At 64.5% G+C, this 14007-nt stretch carries 16 protein-coding genes; 10 read left to right on the top strand and 6 right to left on the bottom strand.

What is annotated here, in order from left to right; all coding sequences use genetic code 11:
* Window position 1 precedes the first annotated feature (1 nt).
* The 6 genes from LZC95_38505 (at window position 2) to LZC95_38480 (ending at window position 2925) form a co-directional block, all read left to right on the top strand.
* Window positions 2–670 carry an adenylate kinase gene (locus LZC95_38505; GenBank protein ID WXA92336.1) on the top strand — a complete coding sequence of 223 codons (669 nt, stop codon included), beginning with the start codon at window positions 2–4 and terminating at the stop codon, window positions 668–670.
* Window positions 667–909, top strand: a complete 243-nt coding sequence (gene infA, locus LZC95_38500; GenBank protein ID WXA92335.1) for a translation initiation factor IF-1 — start codon at window positions 667–669, stop codon at window positions 907–909. The genes LZC95_38505 and infA overlap by 4 nt, the downstream gene beginning before the upstream one ends.
* A gap of 98 nt (window positions 910–1007) precedes the next feature.
* Window positions 1008–1121: a 50S ribosomal protein L36 gene (gene rpmJ, locus LZC95_38495; GenBank protein WXA92334.1), complete on the top strand. Its 114-nt coding sequence runs from the start codon at window positions 1008–1010 to the stop codon at window positions 1119–1121.
* A gap of 9 nt (window positions 1122–1130) precedes the next feature.
* Window positions 1131–1508 carry a 30S ribosomal protein S13 gene (gene rpsM, locus LZC95_38490; protein WXA92333.1) on the top strand — a complete coding sequence of 126 codons (378 nt, stop codon included), beginning with the start codon at window positions 1131–1133 and terminating at the stop codon, window positions 1506–1508.
* Between the two features lie 32 nt (window positions 1509–1540).
* Window positions 1541–1960 carry a 30S ribosomal protein S11 gene (gene rpsK / locus LZC95_38485; GenBank protein WXA92332.1) on the top strand — a complete coding sequence of 140 codons (420 nt, stop codon included), beginning with the start codon at window positions 1541–1543 and terminating at the stop codon, window positions 1958–1960.
* Between the two features lie 101 nt (window positions 1961–2061).
* Complete coding sequence (locus tag LZC95_38480) at window positions 2062–2925, top strand: hypothetical protein (protein ID WXA92331.1); 864 nt, start codon at window positions 2062–2064, stop codon at window positions 2923–2925.
* Between the two features lie 9 nt (window positions 2926–2934).
* Here LZC95_38480 and LZC95_38475 read toward each other — a convergent pair whose 3' ends face one another.
* The 4 genes from LZC95_38475 to LZC95_38460 all read right to left on the bottom strand — a co-directional run bounded on the left by LZC95_38475 (window position 2935) and on the right by LZC95_38460 (window position 7204).
* Window positions 2935–3858 (bottom strand): hypothetical protein, encoded by a 924-nt coding sequence (locus LZC95_38475; GenBank protein ID WXA92330.1) that lies wholly within the window; start codon window positions 3856–3858, stop codon window positions 2935–2937.
* Window positions 3859–4040: 182 nt separating this feature from the next.
* The gene (locus LZC95_38470) at window positions 4041–4295 is read right to left on the bottom strand and encodes a hypothetical protein (protein WXA92329.1); all 255 of its coding nucleotides are present in this window, start codon (window positions 4293–4295) and stop codon (window positions 4041–4043) included.
* Window positions 4296–4382: 87 nt separating this feature from the next.
* Complete coding sequence (locus LZC95_38465) at window positions 4383–5672, bottom strand: cytochrome c3 family protein (protein ID WXA92328.1); 1290 nt, start codon at window positions 5670–5672, stop codon at window positions 4383–4385.
* The gene (locus tag LZC95_38460) at window positions 5669–7204 is read right to left on the bottom strand and encodes a hypothetical protein (protein WXA92327.1); all 1536 of its coding nucleotides are present in this window, start codon (window positions 7202–7204) and stop codon (window positions 5669–5671) included. Before LZC95_38460 ends, LZC95_38465 begins: the two co-directional genes overlap by 4 nt.
* Window positions 7205–7417: 213 nt before the next feature.
* On the opposite strand from LZC95_38460, the gene LZC95_38455 reads away from it, so the two are divergent.
* The 3 genes from LZC95_38455 to LZC95_38445 are packed head-to-tail and all read left to right on the top strand — an operon-like array spanning window position 7418 to window position 10384.
* Entirely contained in the window at window positions 7418–8977 is a 1560-nt protein-coding gene (locus tag LZC95_38455; GenBank protein ID WXA92326.1) for a serine/threonine protein kinase, read from the top strand.
* A gap of 57 nt (window positions 8978–9034) precedes the next feature.
* On the top strand, window positions 9035–9961 hold the full coding sequence (locus LZC95_38450; GenBank protein WXA92325.1) for an enoyl-[acyl-carrier-protein] reductase: 927 nt from the start codon (window positions 9035–9037) through the stop codon (window positions 9959–9961).
* A gap of 9 nt (window positions 9962–9970) precedes the next feature.
* Entirely contained in the window at window positions 9971–10384 is a 414-nt protein-coding gene (locus tag LZC95_38445; protein WXA92324.1) for a DCC1-like thiol-disulfide oxidoreductase family protein, read from the top strand.
* 3 nt (window positions 10385–10387) lie between these two features.
* Here the strand turns inward: LZC95_38445 and LZC95_38440 are convergent, their stop codons facing one another.
* Entirely contained in the window at window positions 10388–11464 is a 1077-nt protein-coding gene (locus tag LZC95_38440; protein ID WXA92323.1) for an aldo/keto reductase, read from the bottom strand.
* A 121-nt stretch (window positions 11465–11585) separates the two neighbouring features.
* Here LZC95_38440 and LZC95_38435 point away from each other — a divergent pair, with 121 nt between their 5' ends.
* Complete coding sequence (locus LZC95_38435) at window positions 11586–12500, top strand: AraC family transcriptional regulator (protein WXA92322.1); 915 nt, start codon at window positions 11586–11588, stop codon at window positions 12498–12500.
* A gap of 117 nt (window positions 12501–12617) precedes the next feature.
* Here the strand turns inward: LZC95_38435 and LZC95_38430 are convergent, their stop codons facing one another.
* A complete protein-coding gene (locus LZC95_38430; protein WXA92321.1) occupies window positions 12618–13910 on the bottom strand; it encodes a M18 family aminopeptidase in 1293 nt (430 codons plus the stop codon).
* Window positions 13911–14007 lie beyond the last annotated feature (97 nt).

The following is a 14007-nucleotide window of genomic DNA, read 5'->3' as shown; positions in this document are numbered from 1 at the left end:
CATGGCCAACACGCGACTCGTTTTGGTGGGACCCCCGGGTGCGGGGAAGGGAACGCAAGCCAAGGTGATCTGCGCCCGTTTGGGAATCCCGCAGATCTCCACCGGCGACATGCTCCGCGCGGCCAAGGCCGCGGGGAAGCTGCCGCAAGAGTTGGTCAAGCAGATGGCGGCCGGCGGGCTGGTGCCCGACGAAGTCGTCCTCGGCTTGGTCGATCAGCGCGTGACGGAGCCGGATGCCAAGCCGGGCTTTCTGCTCGACGGCTTTCCGCGCACGACGCCGCAGGCCACCGGCCTCGACGATGTGCTCGCCAAGAACGGCGTCAAGTTGGACTTGGTCGTCGCCATCGACGTGCCGAAGGACCTTCTGGTCGAGCGCGCTGTCTTGCGTCGCACCGACAAACGCACTGGACAGATTTACCATTTGAAGTACAACCCCCCGCCGGCCTCCGTGGCGGAGGCAGATCTCGAGCATCGCCCGGACGATCAAGAAGCCGTCGTTGCCAAGCGCATCGACGTCTACGAGGCGATGACCGCCGAGCTTCTCCCCTTTTACGAGAAGCGCGGCAAATTGAAGCGGGTCAGCGGGGTGGGAACGGTCGACGAAGTGACCCAGCGAGTTTTGGCAGCGCTAGAAATCACCAGCCAAGAAGGACAAGCCGAACGAGCATGAGTGAAAGACGCGAGCGCAAGGAGCCCAAGGGCGACAAGCTCGAGTTCGACGGCGTGGTGCAAGAGGCGCTGCCGAACGCGATGTTTCGTGTGAAATGTGATAACGGGCTCGTCGTACTCGCGACCATCAGCGGGCGCATGCGTCAGTTTTACATTCGCATCCTCCCCGGCGACCGAGTCACCGTCGAAGTTAGTCCTTATGACCCCAGCCGTGGGCGAATCACCTACCGGCACAAGTAGTTTTTCGAGTATAAGCGCCCCCTCCCAGCCTCCCCTGCGTCTTGTAGAGAGAGAGCCGACGAGCGGGGCTCCAAAAAAGACAGATAAAGGTTTTCGTCATGAAGGTTCGTCCGAGCGTCAAGAAAATTTGCGATAAGTGCAAGGTCGTGCGCCGCAAAGGCGTGGTCCGAATCATCTGCGAAAACCCGCGCCACAAGCAGCGTCAAGGTTAAGGAATACCCATGGCTCGTATTGCCGGAGTCGACCTCCCCCGTCACAAGCAAATTGCCTACGCCCTTCCGTACCTTTACGGCGTGGGCCATGCTCTCGCGCGCGTCATTTGCGAGCGGGCGAACATCCCCCCGACCAAGAAGACCGAGGAGCTGACGGAAGCCGAGATCAAGCGCATCCGCGAGTTTCTCGAGACGGACTACAAGGTCGAAGGTGACCTGCGCCGCGAGGTGCAGACGAATATCAAGCGGCTGATGGATATCGGCTGCTACCGCGGTTTGCGTCACCGCAAAGGCCTGCCGGTCCACGGCCAGCGCACGCACACCAACGCCCGCACCCGCAAGGGCCCGCGCAAGGGCATTCTGTCGCGCGCGCGCAAACCGAGCTGATTTTTCACCCTTTATCGATCGAGTAAGAAGACATGGCCACTGCGAAGACGCAAACCACCGGCACGGGCCCGAAAGCCAAGGGCACGAAGCGCAAGGTGAAGAAGAACGTCGCGACCGGGATCGCGCACATCCAGTCGACGTTCAACAACACCGTCGTCACCATCACCGACGTGAACGGCAACGCGATCGCCTGGTCGAGCGCCGGTTCCCGCGGCTTCAAAGGCTCGCGCAAGTCGACGCCGTTCTCCGCGCAGCTTGCCGCCGAAGAAGCGGCCCGTCGCGCGATGGATCACGGCATGCGCTCCATCGCCGTCTTCGTGAAGGGCCCCGGCGCCGGCCGCGAGAGCGCACTCCGCGCCCTGCAGACCGCCGGCTTCAAGGTCACGCTCATCCGCGACGTTACGCCGGTTCCGCACAACGGCTGCCGTCCGCCGAAGCGCCGCCGCGTCTAATTCGGATCTTCCGCGAAGCGAGAAGGCGTCGATGCCATGGCATCGGCGCCTTTTTGCTTTTTTGGCTTAGTTGGTTCCGCGTCTTCTACGAAGTACCAAGCATGAAATGGCTTCGTTGCGGAGTTCCGTTGCTGGTGGTCGCGATCGTCCTGGGGGCGTGCGGCGGGGACGACGAGGAGACGGTCCCCGACGGCACCATCGCCGAGAAGGACTTCGTCTCGGCGTACGCACACGCGTTCTGCGACAACGTCGGCGAATGCTGCATGCGCAGCGGCGGGCCCTACGAGGCGAGCGCTTGTCTCTCGGCAAGGCGAAGGGAGTTCGCCAACGTCGCGGCGCTCAGCGGTACGTACAAAGGTGACAAAGCCTATTCGTGCGTGCAAGCGGCGGAGGCTGCGGCCCGCGCGTGTGCCGGAACCAACGAGATGGAGCGCGTTTGTGGCTCCGTGTACGAAGGCAAGAAGGACGCGGGCGCGGACTGCTCCGGCACGGTGGAGTGCTTTGGAGCCCGCGGCGGCGAGGCCGTGTGCATGGACTCCAAATGCCGACGGCGGGTGCAACCTGCCGAGGGCGTCGATTGTGCTGCAGGGCCGGGCGGTGCGTTCCCGAACATTTTTGCCGATTGCTCCAGCACCGCAGGCTTTTCCTGCCCCGCACGAACGGGAAAGTGCCACCGCCTTGGCGCTACGTTCGAAACCTGCGAGACGTCAGACGATTGCATGCGCGGCACCTACTGTGCGCCCGACGGATCGGGGACGGTGCGCCGATGCCGGACCGGAGCTCCCGTGGGAGGCTCGTGCCGCGACGCCGGGTGCGACGCCAATGCGTACTGCAACACGACCTCGTATACGTGCGGGCCAAAAAGTTCCGAGGGCGCATCCTGCGTCAACGCGCTCTCGTGCCAGGACGATTGCATCGACGGCGTTTGCGTCGACGTGAAAGCCCGACGAACCTGCAGGTACTAGGCTCTCGCTCTACGGCTCGCAGGCACACTCGTTCGTGACGGCGCCTTGTGCAATCCAGGTGCTGATGCGCTGCACTTCACCGACGGTGAGGTTCTCACGGCGATCGCCGCTGGCAGGATCGGGCGGGTAGGGCATCCTGTTGCCGGGGATGAAGTCCGCGAGGCGCGCGCGTTCGGCGTCGGAGAGAACGGCGTAGGACACGGGCGGCTGATACCCGCCTTGCGGCGGAGTGCCGGGAGAGCCATCGCACTTGCGGCGCACGCTCGGCGGAGTGCCCGGTGGTGGCGGCGGCGCGAGCAGCAGCTTGTAAAGGAGCCAGCTGTTCGCCGCCGAACCGGGATCCACGATGGGCATGTCGAGGCCGAACATGCGGCCCGGCGACTGCGGCAGCGTGCGCGGTCCGGTGTTGGAACCGATCGCGACGCGGCGGGTGCCGATCCCGATGGCCGTGGACAGAACCCCGCCGGGGGTCTCGAGCACGAGCCCCGCTGCCGGGTGCGACTGTCCATCGGGAAAGCGCGAGCTCGGTGTCGTCGGCCCCGGCTCACCATGGCATTGGCCCGCCGAGCAGTGCTGCTGGAAGATCGGCAGCACGTCGGTGCAGAAATCCACGCGCGGAGGGCCGGGCGTTCCGGTGGGGGCGGAGTCCGTGAAAAAACCGATCACACGCTCGGACGCGGGATCGAGCGTCGCGCGATCGATGGCACGCAGCCCGTTGTTGTCCTCGTTCCCGCTCGGGATCGTGAAGACGATCTTGTATGGCTGGCCCGGTTTCAGCCATTCGCTTTGCCGCGGGCTCCCCAGGGTTACGACCCTGGTGACGGGGTCGTACTGCACCGTGGGCGAAAGGGCGACATTGAACCCATCGAAGATGTAAATCGACTGCCGGACCACGGTCGACGGCAGGAGCAGACGATCGAACGCCAGGAGCACGGCCCCGTCCGGCGGCAGCGTCTTGCCCGGGCCAACGTTGGCAGCGACGAGGTGTAAGTAAGGAGCGGGGGAAGAGGCGTCGTGTTGGACGCCTTGATCACAGCTTGCTAAGGAAACGGCCAGAACGGCGCCGGCGAGAAGCCGGCTAACCGCCGGCAGCGTGCCCGCCGGTAAGCGGAATTTCAGCTCTCCGAGTAGAGGGACAGTTGCTCGCGGACGGTTTGCTCGTTGATTCCGGTACGGATACTTTCCTTCAAGCAGTCGGCCAGGGTGATCAAAAGGTCGTCCACGCCCTTGTCCTCGATGAGCTTGGCCAAGAGCTGCTTCGCTTCCCGGCTCTCGTCGCCCCGGAGGAACTGGCGTACCTGCTCCAAGGTGATTTCCCCCTGGAAATCGAGGTAGAGATTCTCGAGTAGGTACCGCACAAGCTCTTTCACGTGGCTCCTCCTTCGACCTAGCCCGGCCCCCGGACATGTCGCTATACGCTGTCCACAGGAGCCGAGGCAAGGAAAAGAGCAGCGTTCTCAGCGGCATGGAGCGAGCACTCCGTCGTCGGGCATGTGGCAAACGAAGCAAGGGCGCGGATTTCTTCGCATCTGCGTTGCGCAACCCCCGGAAAAGCCGCTCTTGTGAGGGTTGAATCCACCGCCAATTCCCGAGCCGCCATGGCAAACGACGCAATCGCGCTCGACGTGGCAGCTTACGCAGGCGTTCAGGTTTCGCTCGGCCTCGAACGAGTGGTGACCAGGTCGCCGGGGTGCGTCACTCCAGATGCCCTTGGGCGGGTGGAACCGTCCCAACTCCCGGGTGGACGGTGGCCCCGACATGGTGATCCCGACCCGTTGGTGGCATCCGAGGCAAAAGCTCTGTTCGTTGTGGCAGCTCGTGCATCGCTGCGTCTGCTGCCGCGCCTCGATGGGGTGCATCGATAAGTAGTCGCTCGGATGGATGCTCTTGGGGCGCACGCGTCCGTCGTGGCACCCGACGCAAAAGTCCTCCTTGTGGCAGTTGGCGCAAAACTGCGAATCGTTTCCCGCCACGTACTTGTGCCGCTCGATGAAGTCCGGCGTGTGCGCCGCATTGTGAAGCCACCGCGGTGGCTCGAGTCGGCCCGAGGCGAACACCGTCTTGATCCGCCCGCCCGGGTTCTCGGCCCGCACCGATGCATTTCGCGCGGGCGCATCGCCATCGCGGGGGTTCGACGCGATGTGGCAGGTCGTGCAATCGCTCTTGGCATCGCCGCGTGCAGCGGCATCGGGCATCTGGTGGCACTTGAAGCAACCGCGCATGCGCGGCAATTGATCGCGCGTCGCGAGCTCCACCTGATCGAGCGCACCGTGGCACTGCCCGCACCCGATGTTGCGCGCCGCGTGTTTCTGATGGTTGAACACCATGTTGGCACGCGGCACCACCAATCGCGCCACGGCGTTTCCGTCCGACTCTTTGTACCCGAGGTGGCAGAACGCACACTGTCCCGATGCGCCTTGCCCCGGCACCACCTTGGCCAAATTCGAGTGGTCCGATTGGTGGCACGTATCGCAGACGGCGCCCTTGGGGATCAAATGGTCGGCGACCGACGCGCTGGTCAACGCGCCCGGATGGCACGTCTTGCAAGTGGCACCCTCGGCGAGGTGCAGCTTGTGATTGAACCGAATCGTGAGCGATTGCGGCGGGAAAATGGCCTGGCTGGGGCCGCGGTCGTCGTCGTAGGCACCCGGCGGCAGGCTCCCCCTTCCCGACGGGGAGGGGGCCGCGACGGCGAATGTGGCCGCGAGAACGATGGCAACGACGAGCAGAACGTAGCGGCCGATCATTTCGTCACCGCCACGGTGAGCCAGAGCATCGCGCGATTTCGCACGCCCACCAGCCGATTCACGTCGGCCTGGTACTCGAACAAGATCTTACTGCGCGGGGCAATGCGGTAGCCCACGGCGGCCACGGCGCCATAGCTCGTGGCATCCCGCCCCTCGCGCAGGCGGTCCTCCCAGTGCCAAACGGACGCGCGGCCCTCCAAAAGATAGCGGCCGTCGTAGACGCGGTTCACGAAAAGGTCGCCGCCCACGCGGTTGCCTTCCTTGCCGAAGTTCCCGTTCGTGCGAAGGCCGTGCACGTTTTCGCCCAGCTTCTGCGTGATGGAAAGGTAGCCGCCCTCGTCGAAGGTGGCGCCGCTCGAAGGGTAGTAGTTCGCGTCGGCGCCTGCCTGGACGATGTTCGGCGAGCTGTTCTCGTTGAAGCTCGACGTCTGCGTCTGGAAAATGCGCAGATTGAAGCGCGCCGACGCGGACAGATCCTCCGTGATGTCCCAATTGGCGCGGGCGGCGATGTCGTTCATCGGGGAGCCGGCGAAGAAATTCCAGATCGAGTCGGCGTCGTACGTGGGCGAGTAGTAGTCGTAGTCCACGCTCAACGTGAGCCTCCGCGTGACGAAGGCATCGACCGACGCGAAGATGCTCGCCATCTTCGCCATGTACAAGTCGTAGGCGAACCCCGCGCGCGCCCCGCCCACGTCGGGCAAGGTGCCGTCGATGCTGTAGCCCACGCGCTCCTGCGAGATGCGCGTTTCGTCGTAATGAACCGGTGGCGCTAGCCCGCCCGCGAACTGCGAGACGGTGGATTCGCCTGTATTGTACACGCGTCGGTAGGTCAGCCGTCCATGCAGCCAGGTGAAGCCGGTGGTCTCGGCGGCGATGCCCATGGCCGGCGCGATCTGGCTGGGCTGAAACGATGGGTAGAGCGAAGGATCGTACCCGCTTCGATCGCCACGCCAGATACCGTTCTGCTCGAAGCGCGGCGTGGACAGCGGCATACCTCCGCGCACTTCCAGTCCGCCGTAGGCCTCCAGCGCCACATAGAAAGGTGTCGTCACCCGAACCGAGGCGCCGTCGAAGGACCACCAGCCCAGCGGATCGACGATGTACTGCCGGCCCAGCTTGAAGCCGAGCCAGCCGCCGGCGAACTTTCGCCCCTCGACGTAGGCGTACATCAGGTCGACCGGCCCGCGGGAAAACCCGGGAACGAGGTTGGAGAAGTTGTTCGGATCGTCCACGCCCCCGCCGGGGCCGTAGTCCGGGTCGTAGCGGAGCCGGGCCCGAAAGGTCAGTTCGGGCAGCTTTTCGCGTCCCCTTCGGTCGGGTTCCTGATTCCCCAGCAAATCGAAGGCGCTGACACCCAGCGTCGTTGTGAGACGCCGCCGCGCCACGATGGTTTCGCCCGTTGGGCTGCGCACGTCGTAGAACTGCGCAGACGTATCGCTCGTGACCTCCGGCTCGATGGCGAGGGCGGGCCTGGCCGCCCCCAAAAGTGCGACGGGTGCAGCAGCAAGGAAGAGAAGAAATCGGGGGCGCATCGACGCCGATCGCGTTCTTTCCGCGTACCAGTCGCGCTGGGTAGGGACAAGATTCTTCTGCTTTCTGCCCGTACACGTTCCCGTTCCCGTTCCCGTACCCGATCCGTCTTCGGGAATTTCGGGAACGGGAGCGGGAACGTGTACGTGTACGGGAAAAGAGCCCTTGGGCCGCTTGACCCTCGGACCCTGCGGATGGCACGCTATCGAACGAGCATGTCGGATTCCGCGCAGCGCTATCGCGTCATCGAGAAACTCGAGTCGGGCGGGATGGCAGAAGTCTTCCGTGCGGAGAGCGAGGGCCTGCAGGGCTTCAAGAAGCAGGTCGCCATCAAGCGCGTTCTGCCGCACCTGTCCGAGAAGAAGAAGTTCATCTCGATGTTCCTCGATGAGGCGCGTCTTTCGGCGCACCTGTCGCATTCGAACTGCGTTCAGGTCTTCGACATCGGCGTGGGCGACAACGCCTACTTCATCGTCATGGAGTTCGTCGACGGGGCGAACTTGAAGACCATCGCGGAATCGCTGAAGAAACAGGGGAAGCAGTTCCCCGTGCCGGCGGCCGTCTTGATCGCCCACGAGATTTGCAAGGGACTCAGCTACGCGCACGAGCTCTGCGATCCCAACGGCAACCCGCTCAACATCGTCCACCGGGACATGTCCCCGCCGAACGTGCTCATCACGAAGTACGGCGAGGTCAAAATCGTGGACTTTGGTCTCGCCAAGGCCAACTCCCAGCTCGAAAAATCCGAGCCCGGCATCATCAAAGGCAAATTCAGCTACCTGTCGCCCGAGGCCGCCCTTGGCCAGGATGTCGACCATCGGACGGACATCTTCGCGGTCGGCATCATCCTCTGGGAGCTTTTGGCCGGGCAGCGTCTCTTCTTGGGCGAGACGGATTTTCAGACGGTCAAAAAAGTCCAGCAGGCCGTGATCCCCTCGGTCAGCCAGTACAACCGCCACGTGCGGCCGGACTTGGAGCGGATCGTCAACCGCATCTTGGCGCGCGATCCGTCGCTGCGTTACCAGTCCGCGCGCGAGCTCGGGCGAGACCTTGCAAACTGCATGTTTCGCCTCGCCGAGCCCGTGAGCTCCTTCGACATCGAGACGCTCGTGCACGTCGCCGTGCGCGACAAGCAGCGCATTCGCCCGCCCCAGCCCTCGATCATCGACAAGCTCATCGAGGAGGCGCTCTTCGAATTCACCTCGCTCAAAGACGACGATCGCAGCGCGCCCGAGTCGAAGCACTCGAGCCCCAAGGCTGCGCCGCTCAACTTGGGCGACTTCGAGGATCCGTCGCGTTGGATGACCGAGATCAACACCGGGGAATTTCCCGGTACCGGAGCGCCTTTGAGCGGCGGGCTTCCGGGCGACGCGCTCAGTGAGGGGAATCTCTCCGCGCTGGAAGATCTGGAGGAGCCGCCGCGCCCGCCGACGCCGATTCCGCGTCAGCCGCGGTATCCCCTGCCTCCGCGTCCTCGAAGTGGCAGCGGAGGAGGAACCGGTGGAGGGACGGGCGGCGGCTTCGGCGGTGGCCCGTCGGGCACGATGCGCATGTCCGCGCTTCCGCCCATGGATTCACCGCTGGTGACCACACCAACGCCTCCCAACGTCGCGTCTTCGGGGCCGTCGCATTTGCATCCTGCGGTGGCGGGCGGTCCGTCGGCCATCGCCATGAAAAAGCCGACCAGCACGGCCACCGTCGGCATCGTGGTGGTGCTCGCTGCGCTCATGGCGACGGGCGTCGCTTGGTTCGCGCACCTGATCCCGCATTTGTAGGCGCATAACTCGAAGCGCCCCTTGCATGGAGGCCCGTGGCCGGGTGATACCTCGGCCATGCTCAAGATCGATCTGACGGGGCGCAGGGCGCTGGTGGCAGGGGTGGCAGACGATGGCGGCTTCGGGTTTGCCATCGCCAAAGCGCTGGCGCAGGCCGGCGCCAAGGTTTGCGTGGGCACGTGGCCGCCCGCGCTCGGGATCTTTCAGACGCTCCTGCGGCGCGGCAAGATGGACGAGTCGCGCAAGTTTGCCGACGGCTCGTTGCTCGAGTTCGAGAAGATCTACGCGCTCGATGCGGCCTTCGACACGCTCGAGAGCGCGCCCGCCGAGGTGCGCGAGAACAAGCGCTACAAGGAGCAGGGCGACTTCTCCATCGCGGGCTTGGCCGCGCAGCTCACGGCCGACTTCGGCGAGCAACCGCTCGACATCGTGGTGCACTCGCTGGCCAATGGGCCCGAGGTGAAGAAGCCGCTGCTCGAGACGAGCCGCGCGGGCTACCTCGAAGCCGTCGGTGTGAGCGCCTACTCGATGGTGTCGATGGTCGCGAAGTTCGCGCCGCTGATGAAGAAGGACGGCTCCTTCGTGTCGCTCACGTACATGGCCAGCGAGCGCGTGATCCCCGGCTACGGCGGCGGAATGTCCTCGGCCAAGGCCGCGCTCGAAAGCGATACACGCGTGCTCGCCTACGAGGCGGGCCGCAAATACGGCGTGCGCGTGAACACGATTTCCGCGGGGCCGTGGGCTTCGCGCGCGGCGAGCGCCATCGGCATCATCGATGCGATGGTCGAATATGCCTCGAACAATTCGCCATTGACCGATCCCATGACGGCCGAGGATGTCGGCAACGCGGCGGCCTTCCTCGTGAGCCCGCTCGCCGCGGGCATCACCGGCACGACGCTGTATGTCGACAAGGGCTACCACACGATGGGCAAGGCCACCGACGCACGTTACGCTCCGCCGGGCGATCCCGGTCGCAATGCTTAATCTTCCCGTGTGACCGAACGCGCTCTTCCGCCCCGCATCATCTTGTTCGACGGCGTCTGCGGCTTCTGCGACGCCCTCGTCCAGTGGCTCGTGCGCGTCGATCGCGCACGGGCCCTGAGGTACGCGCCCATTCAGGGCGAAACGGCGGCCCGCTTGCGGGCGATGCACCCGGAGATCCCAGCTGGGGTCGACACCGTGATCTTCGTCGACGAAGGCACCGTGCATCTGCGCTCGCGCGGGATCCTCGCGAGCATGGGATACCTGCCGCGCCCGTGGCGCTGGGCGCGGTTTCTCCGGTGGATCCCGCGCGCGTTTTCGGACGCGGTGTATCGGCTGGTGGCCCGCTTTCGGTACCGCATCTTCGGCAAGCTGGAGGTGTGCCGGGTGCCGAGCCCCGAGGAGCGCGAGCTGTTTCTGCCGTGAGGCTTACTTGAGGAGCGCCGCGTGGATGCGCTCCGTCATGCCGTGGCGCGCGCGGTTTGGATGATCGAAACGCGGGTAGAAGCCGCCGTGAACGAGGCGGCCCGAGGTGCCGAGGATGTCGTGGGGGAAGCCCATCTCGATGCGCGATACCTCCTCGAGGCGCGCCAGGTGCGCGTCGTCGAGCTTCACCTCGAGGCACTTCAAATTGGACGCGAGCTGCGACGGGTTGCGCGCGCCGATGATGGGCATGGCACCTTGTGCGCGCAGCCAGGCCAGCGCGATGGCCGCAGGCTCGTGCCCCGTCTCGCGTGCCACTTCCTGAACGACGTCGGCGATGCGCAGTGCGCGCTCGCTCATCTGCGCGAGCGGCGCGGCCGCATGCCGCGAGCCCGCGGGCTTGGGGTCCTTTTTCGCATTGTACTTCCCCGTCAAAATGCCGCTCGCGAGCGGGCTCCAGGCGAGGACGCCGATGTCCAGCGCGCGGGCCATGGGCAGGAGCTCGCGCTCCACGCTCCGCTCGACCAAGTTGTATTCGATCTGCGTGGCGATGAAGCTCGTCCACCCGCGCAGTTCGGCCAGCGTGTTGGCGCGGCTGATGATCCAGGCGGGCGTATCGGACACGCCGACGTAGAGAATCTTGCCCTGCCGGACCAAATCGTCGAGCGCGCGCATCACCTCGTCGATGGGCGTGGTGAACGACCACGCGTGAAGCCAATAGAGATCGATGTAATCGGTACCCAGACGGCGCAGGCTCGCCTCCACGGCGCGAACGATGGTCTTTCGCGAGTTGCCGCTCGAGTTGAGATTCTCATTGTCCATCGAACACGTGAACTTCGTCGCGAGCACCACACGATCGCGTTCCTCGCGGATGCACGCACCGACGATGCGTTCGCTCGCGCCATTGGTGTAGATGTCCGCCGTATCGATGAAATTGCCACCCGCGTCGCGGAACGCTCGGTACACGGTGCGGCTCACCTCGTCGTCGGCGCCCCACCCCCACTCCGTGCCGAAGGTCATCGCTCCAAGGCATAGCTCCGACACCTTGAGACCGCTTTTTCCGAGAAGTACGTACCGCATCATGAGAATCCTTTCCGTTTGCTCTCCCTAGCGAGCGCGCGGACGAATCTAGGAGCGGGCGCCAGGACCTTCTTTCGGCCGCTTGCTAAAACTTTCGCGATCTTGCTGCGCTATTCTGAGTCCAATGGCTCGGCAGGGACTGTCCTCCATCGCCTTCAAGAGGGGGCGCCCGGGTTGCACCCTCCTCAGCAGTGAGCCGCTTGGCTGGGGGAGCCTTCTCGTGCGCTCCTATCGCGAACCGGAGGTGCAGGATGATCCGGTGCGCGTGCCACCGATGGCCGCGCACCACATCGTGATGGTCTCCGCGGGCCAGTTGCACCTCGAGCAGCGCGACGTCGATGGCGGCGATTGGGAGCGCTTCGACGTGGGCGTGGGCGACATCTTCATCACGCCGGCCATGTCCCCCACGTACGACGTGCAATGGCGCACCCTCAGCGAGCGGCCCGTCGAGAGCATCCATCTTCACTTGGAGCCGGGGCTGCTCGAGGACATGGCGGCCGACGTGCTGGATCTCCCGCCCGAGCGGCTGCACATCAGCACGCGCAATGGAGTTCGCGATTCGGTGATTCAAAGCGTCGCCTTGGAGCTGTGCCAATCCCTCCAATCGCCGGATTCGATGGACCGGCTCTACGTCGACTCCGCGTCGCGCATGGTGGCCGCCCAGGTACTTCGCCACCACGTCGAGCCTGGCCGGCCACCCATCAAAGACACGCGCGGTGGACTCTCCCCATCACGCGTGCGCCGCGTGACGGAATTCATCGTGACCAATCTCTCGCAGAGTCTCGATTTGGAATCGCTGGCCGCCCAAGCGGAATTGAGCCCATTCCACTTCGCACGCGCCTTCAAGCAATCCACGGGCGAAACGCCCCACGGCTACGTGCTAAGGCAGCGCATCGAGACGGCGATGAATCTGCTGCGCCGAACCCACAAATCCATCGCCGAGGTCGCACTCGAAGTGGGGTTTGCGAACCAAAGCCACTTTACGACGCAATTTCGCAAGATTACGGGCCGTACTCCAAGGGAATACCGGCGGGGATAGTTCACTCCAGGAGAGATGAACATGAAGGCGGGAAGGGTTTTTGATTTGGTGGCTCAGGCTACCTAATTAAAAAATCTATTCCTAAAAACCTTCCCGCCTTCCCGCCTTCATGTGAAATCAATAATCCGTGACTGCGTAAAAGCGGGTTAGCACTTTGGTCATGCGCTCGGGGTCTTTGGTGCCGCCCAGTTCGCGGATGGAGTGCATGCTCAGCATGGGGTTGCCCACGTCGACGGTGGGGATGCCCAGTTTGGCCGCGGTGATGGGGCCGATGGTGGAGCCGCAGGGGAGGTCCGTGCGGTGCGCGTAGCTTTGGACGGGGACGTCGGCGGCGCGGCAAAGCTCGTGGAACAGCGCAGCGGTTTTCGCCGATGTGGCGTAACGCTGTTGCGAATTCACCTTGATGACCGGGCCGCCGTTGAGGGCGGGGCGGTGGCGTGCCTCGTGGCGTTCGACGTAGTTCGGATGAACCGCGTGGGCCATGTCCGCCGACACGCAGAGTGAGCCCGCGAAGGTGCGGTGCATCTCGTCGATCGACTTGCCCAGACCGAGCGCGATGCGCTCGAGATCGCGCGCCAAAAAGGCCGAACCCGCGCCCGTCGCGCTTTCGCTGCCCACCTCTTCATGGTCGAAGAGCACCGCCAGCGGCACCACCGCCTGCTTGTCCGCGTTCTCGGCGGCATCGATGAGCGCGACGATGGCCGCGTGGCACATCGCCTGGTTGTCCAATCGCGCGGAAAAGAGGAACTCGCCGTCGGCACCGCCCACGGTGGGCGGCACAATGTCGTACAGCATCAGATCCGTCGCCACGATGTTCGCCTTCTCGATGTGCAGCTCGCGCGCGCACAGCTCCGCGATATCCGCGCTCGTGCCATCGGCCAATCCGATGATCGGCGCGAGATGCTCCTGCTTGTTCAGCACCAGCCCCTTGTCGCTGACGTCGCGATCCAGGTGAATGGCCAATTGCGGAACACGGCACAAAGGCCGGTCGAAGCGCACCAGCTTCGACTCGAGCTTTCCCTCCGTGCGCACCAGCACGCGCCCGGCCAGCGAGAGATCCCGATCGAGCCACGAATTCAGCAGCGCACCGCCGTAGACTTCCACGCCAAGCTGCGCGTAACCCTCTTTCTTGTACTCGGGTTTCGGCTTCAGCCGCAGGTTCGGGCTGTCCGTGTGCGCGCCCACCAAGCGAAAGCCGCTCACATTCCGCGCGGCGGGAATGATGAAGGCCACCAGCGCGCTCTCCCCATGGCTCACGAAGTACTTGCCGGGTGCGAGATCCGCCCAGGAATCGGTCTCGAGCAAGGCCCGAAATCCTGCGCTGGTCAGCCGCGTCGCAGCGCTCTCCACGGCATGGTACGGCGTTGGCGAATTTCGCAGAAAGGCCAGCAAATCCTTCAGGATGTCCATGTGATGTAACCTACCACGCGCCGAAAAGCGGTGGATCGGGTGAGCTGAAGGGGACCGCTCCCGTGCGGCTTGACGTCCCGCGAGATCCGAATACTTT

This window comes from Sorangiineae bacterium MSr12523, from assembly GCA_037157775.1.
Taxonomy (GTDB): domain Bacteria; phylum Myxococcota_A; class Polyangia; order Polyangiales; family Polyangiaceae; genus Pendulispora; species Pendulispora brunnea.
This window is presented reverse-complemented; position numbering and strand designations above follow the sequence as displayed.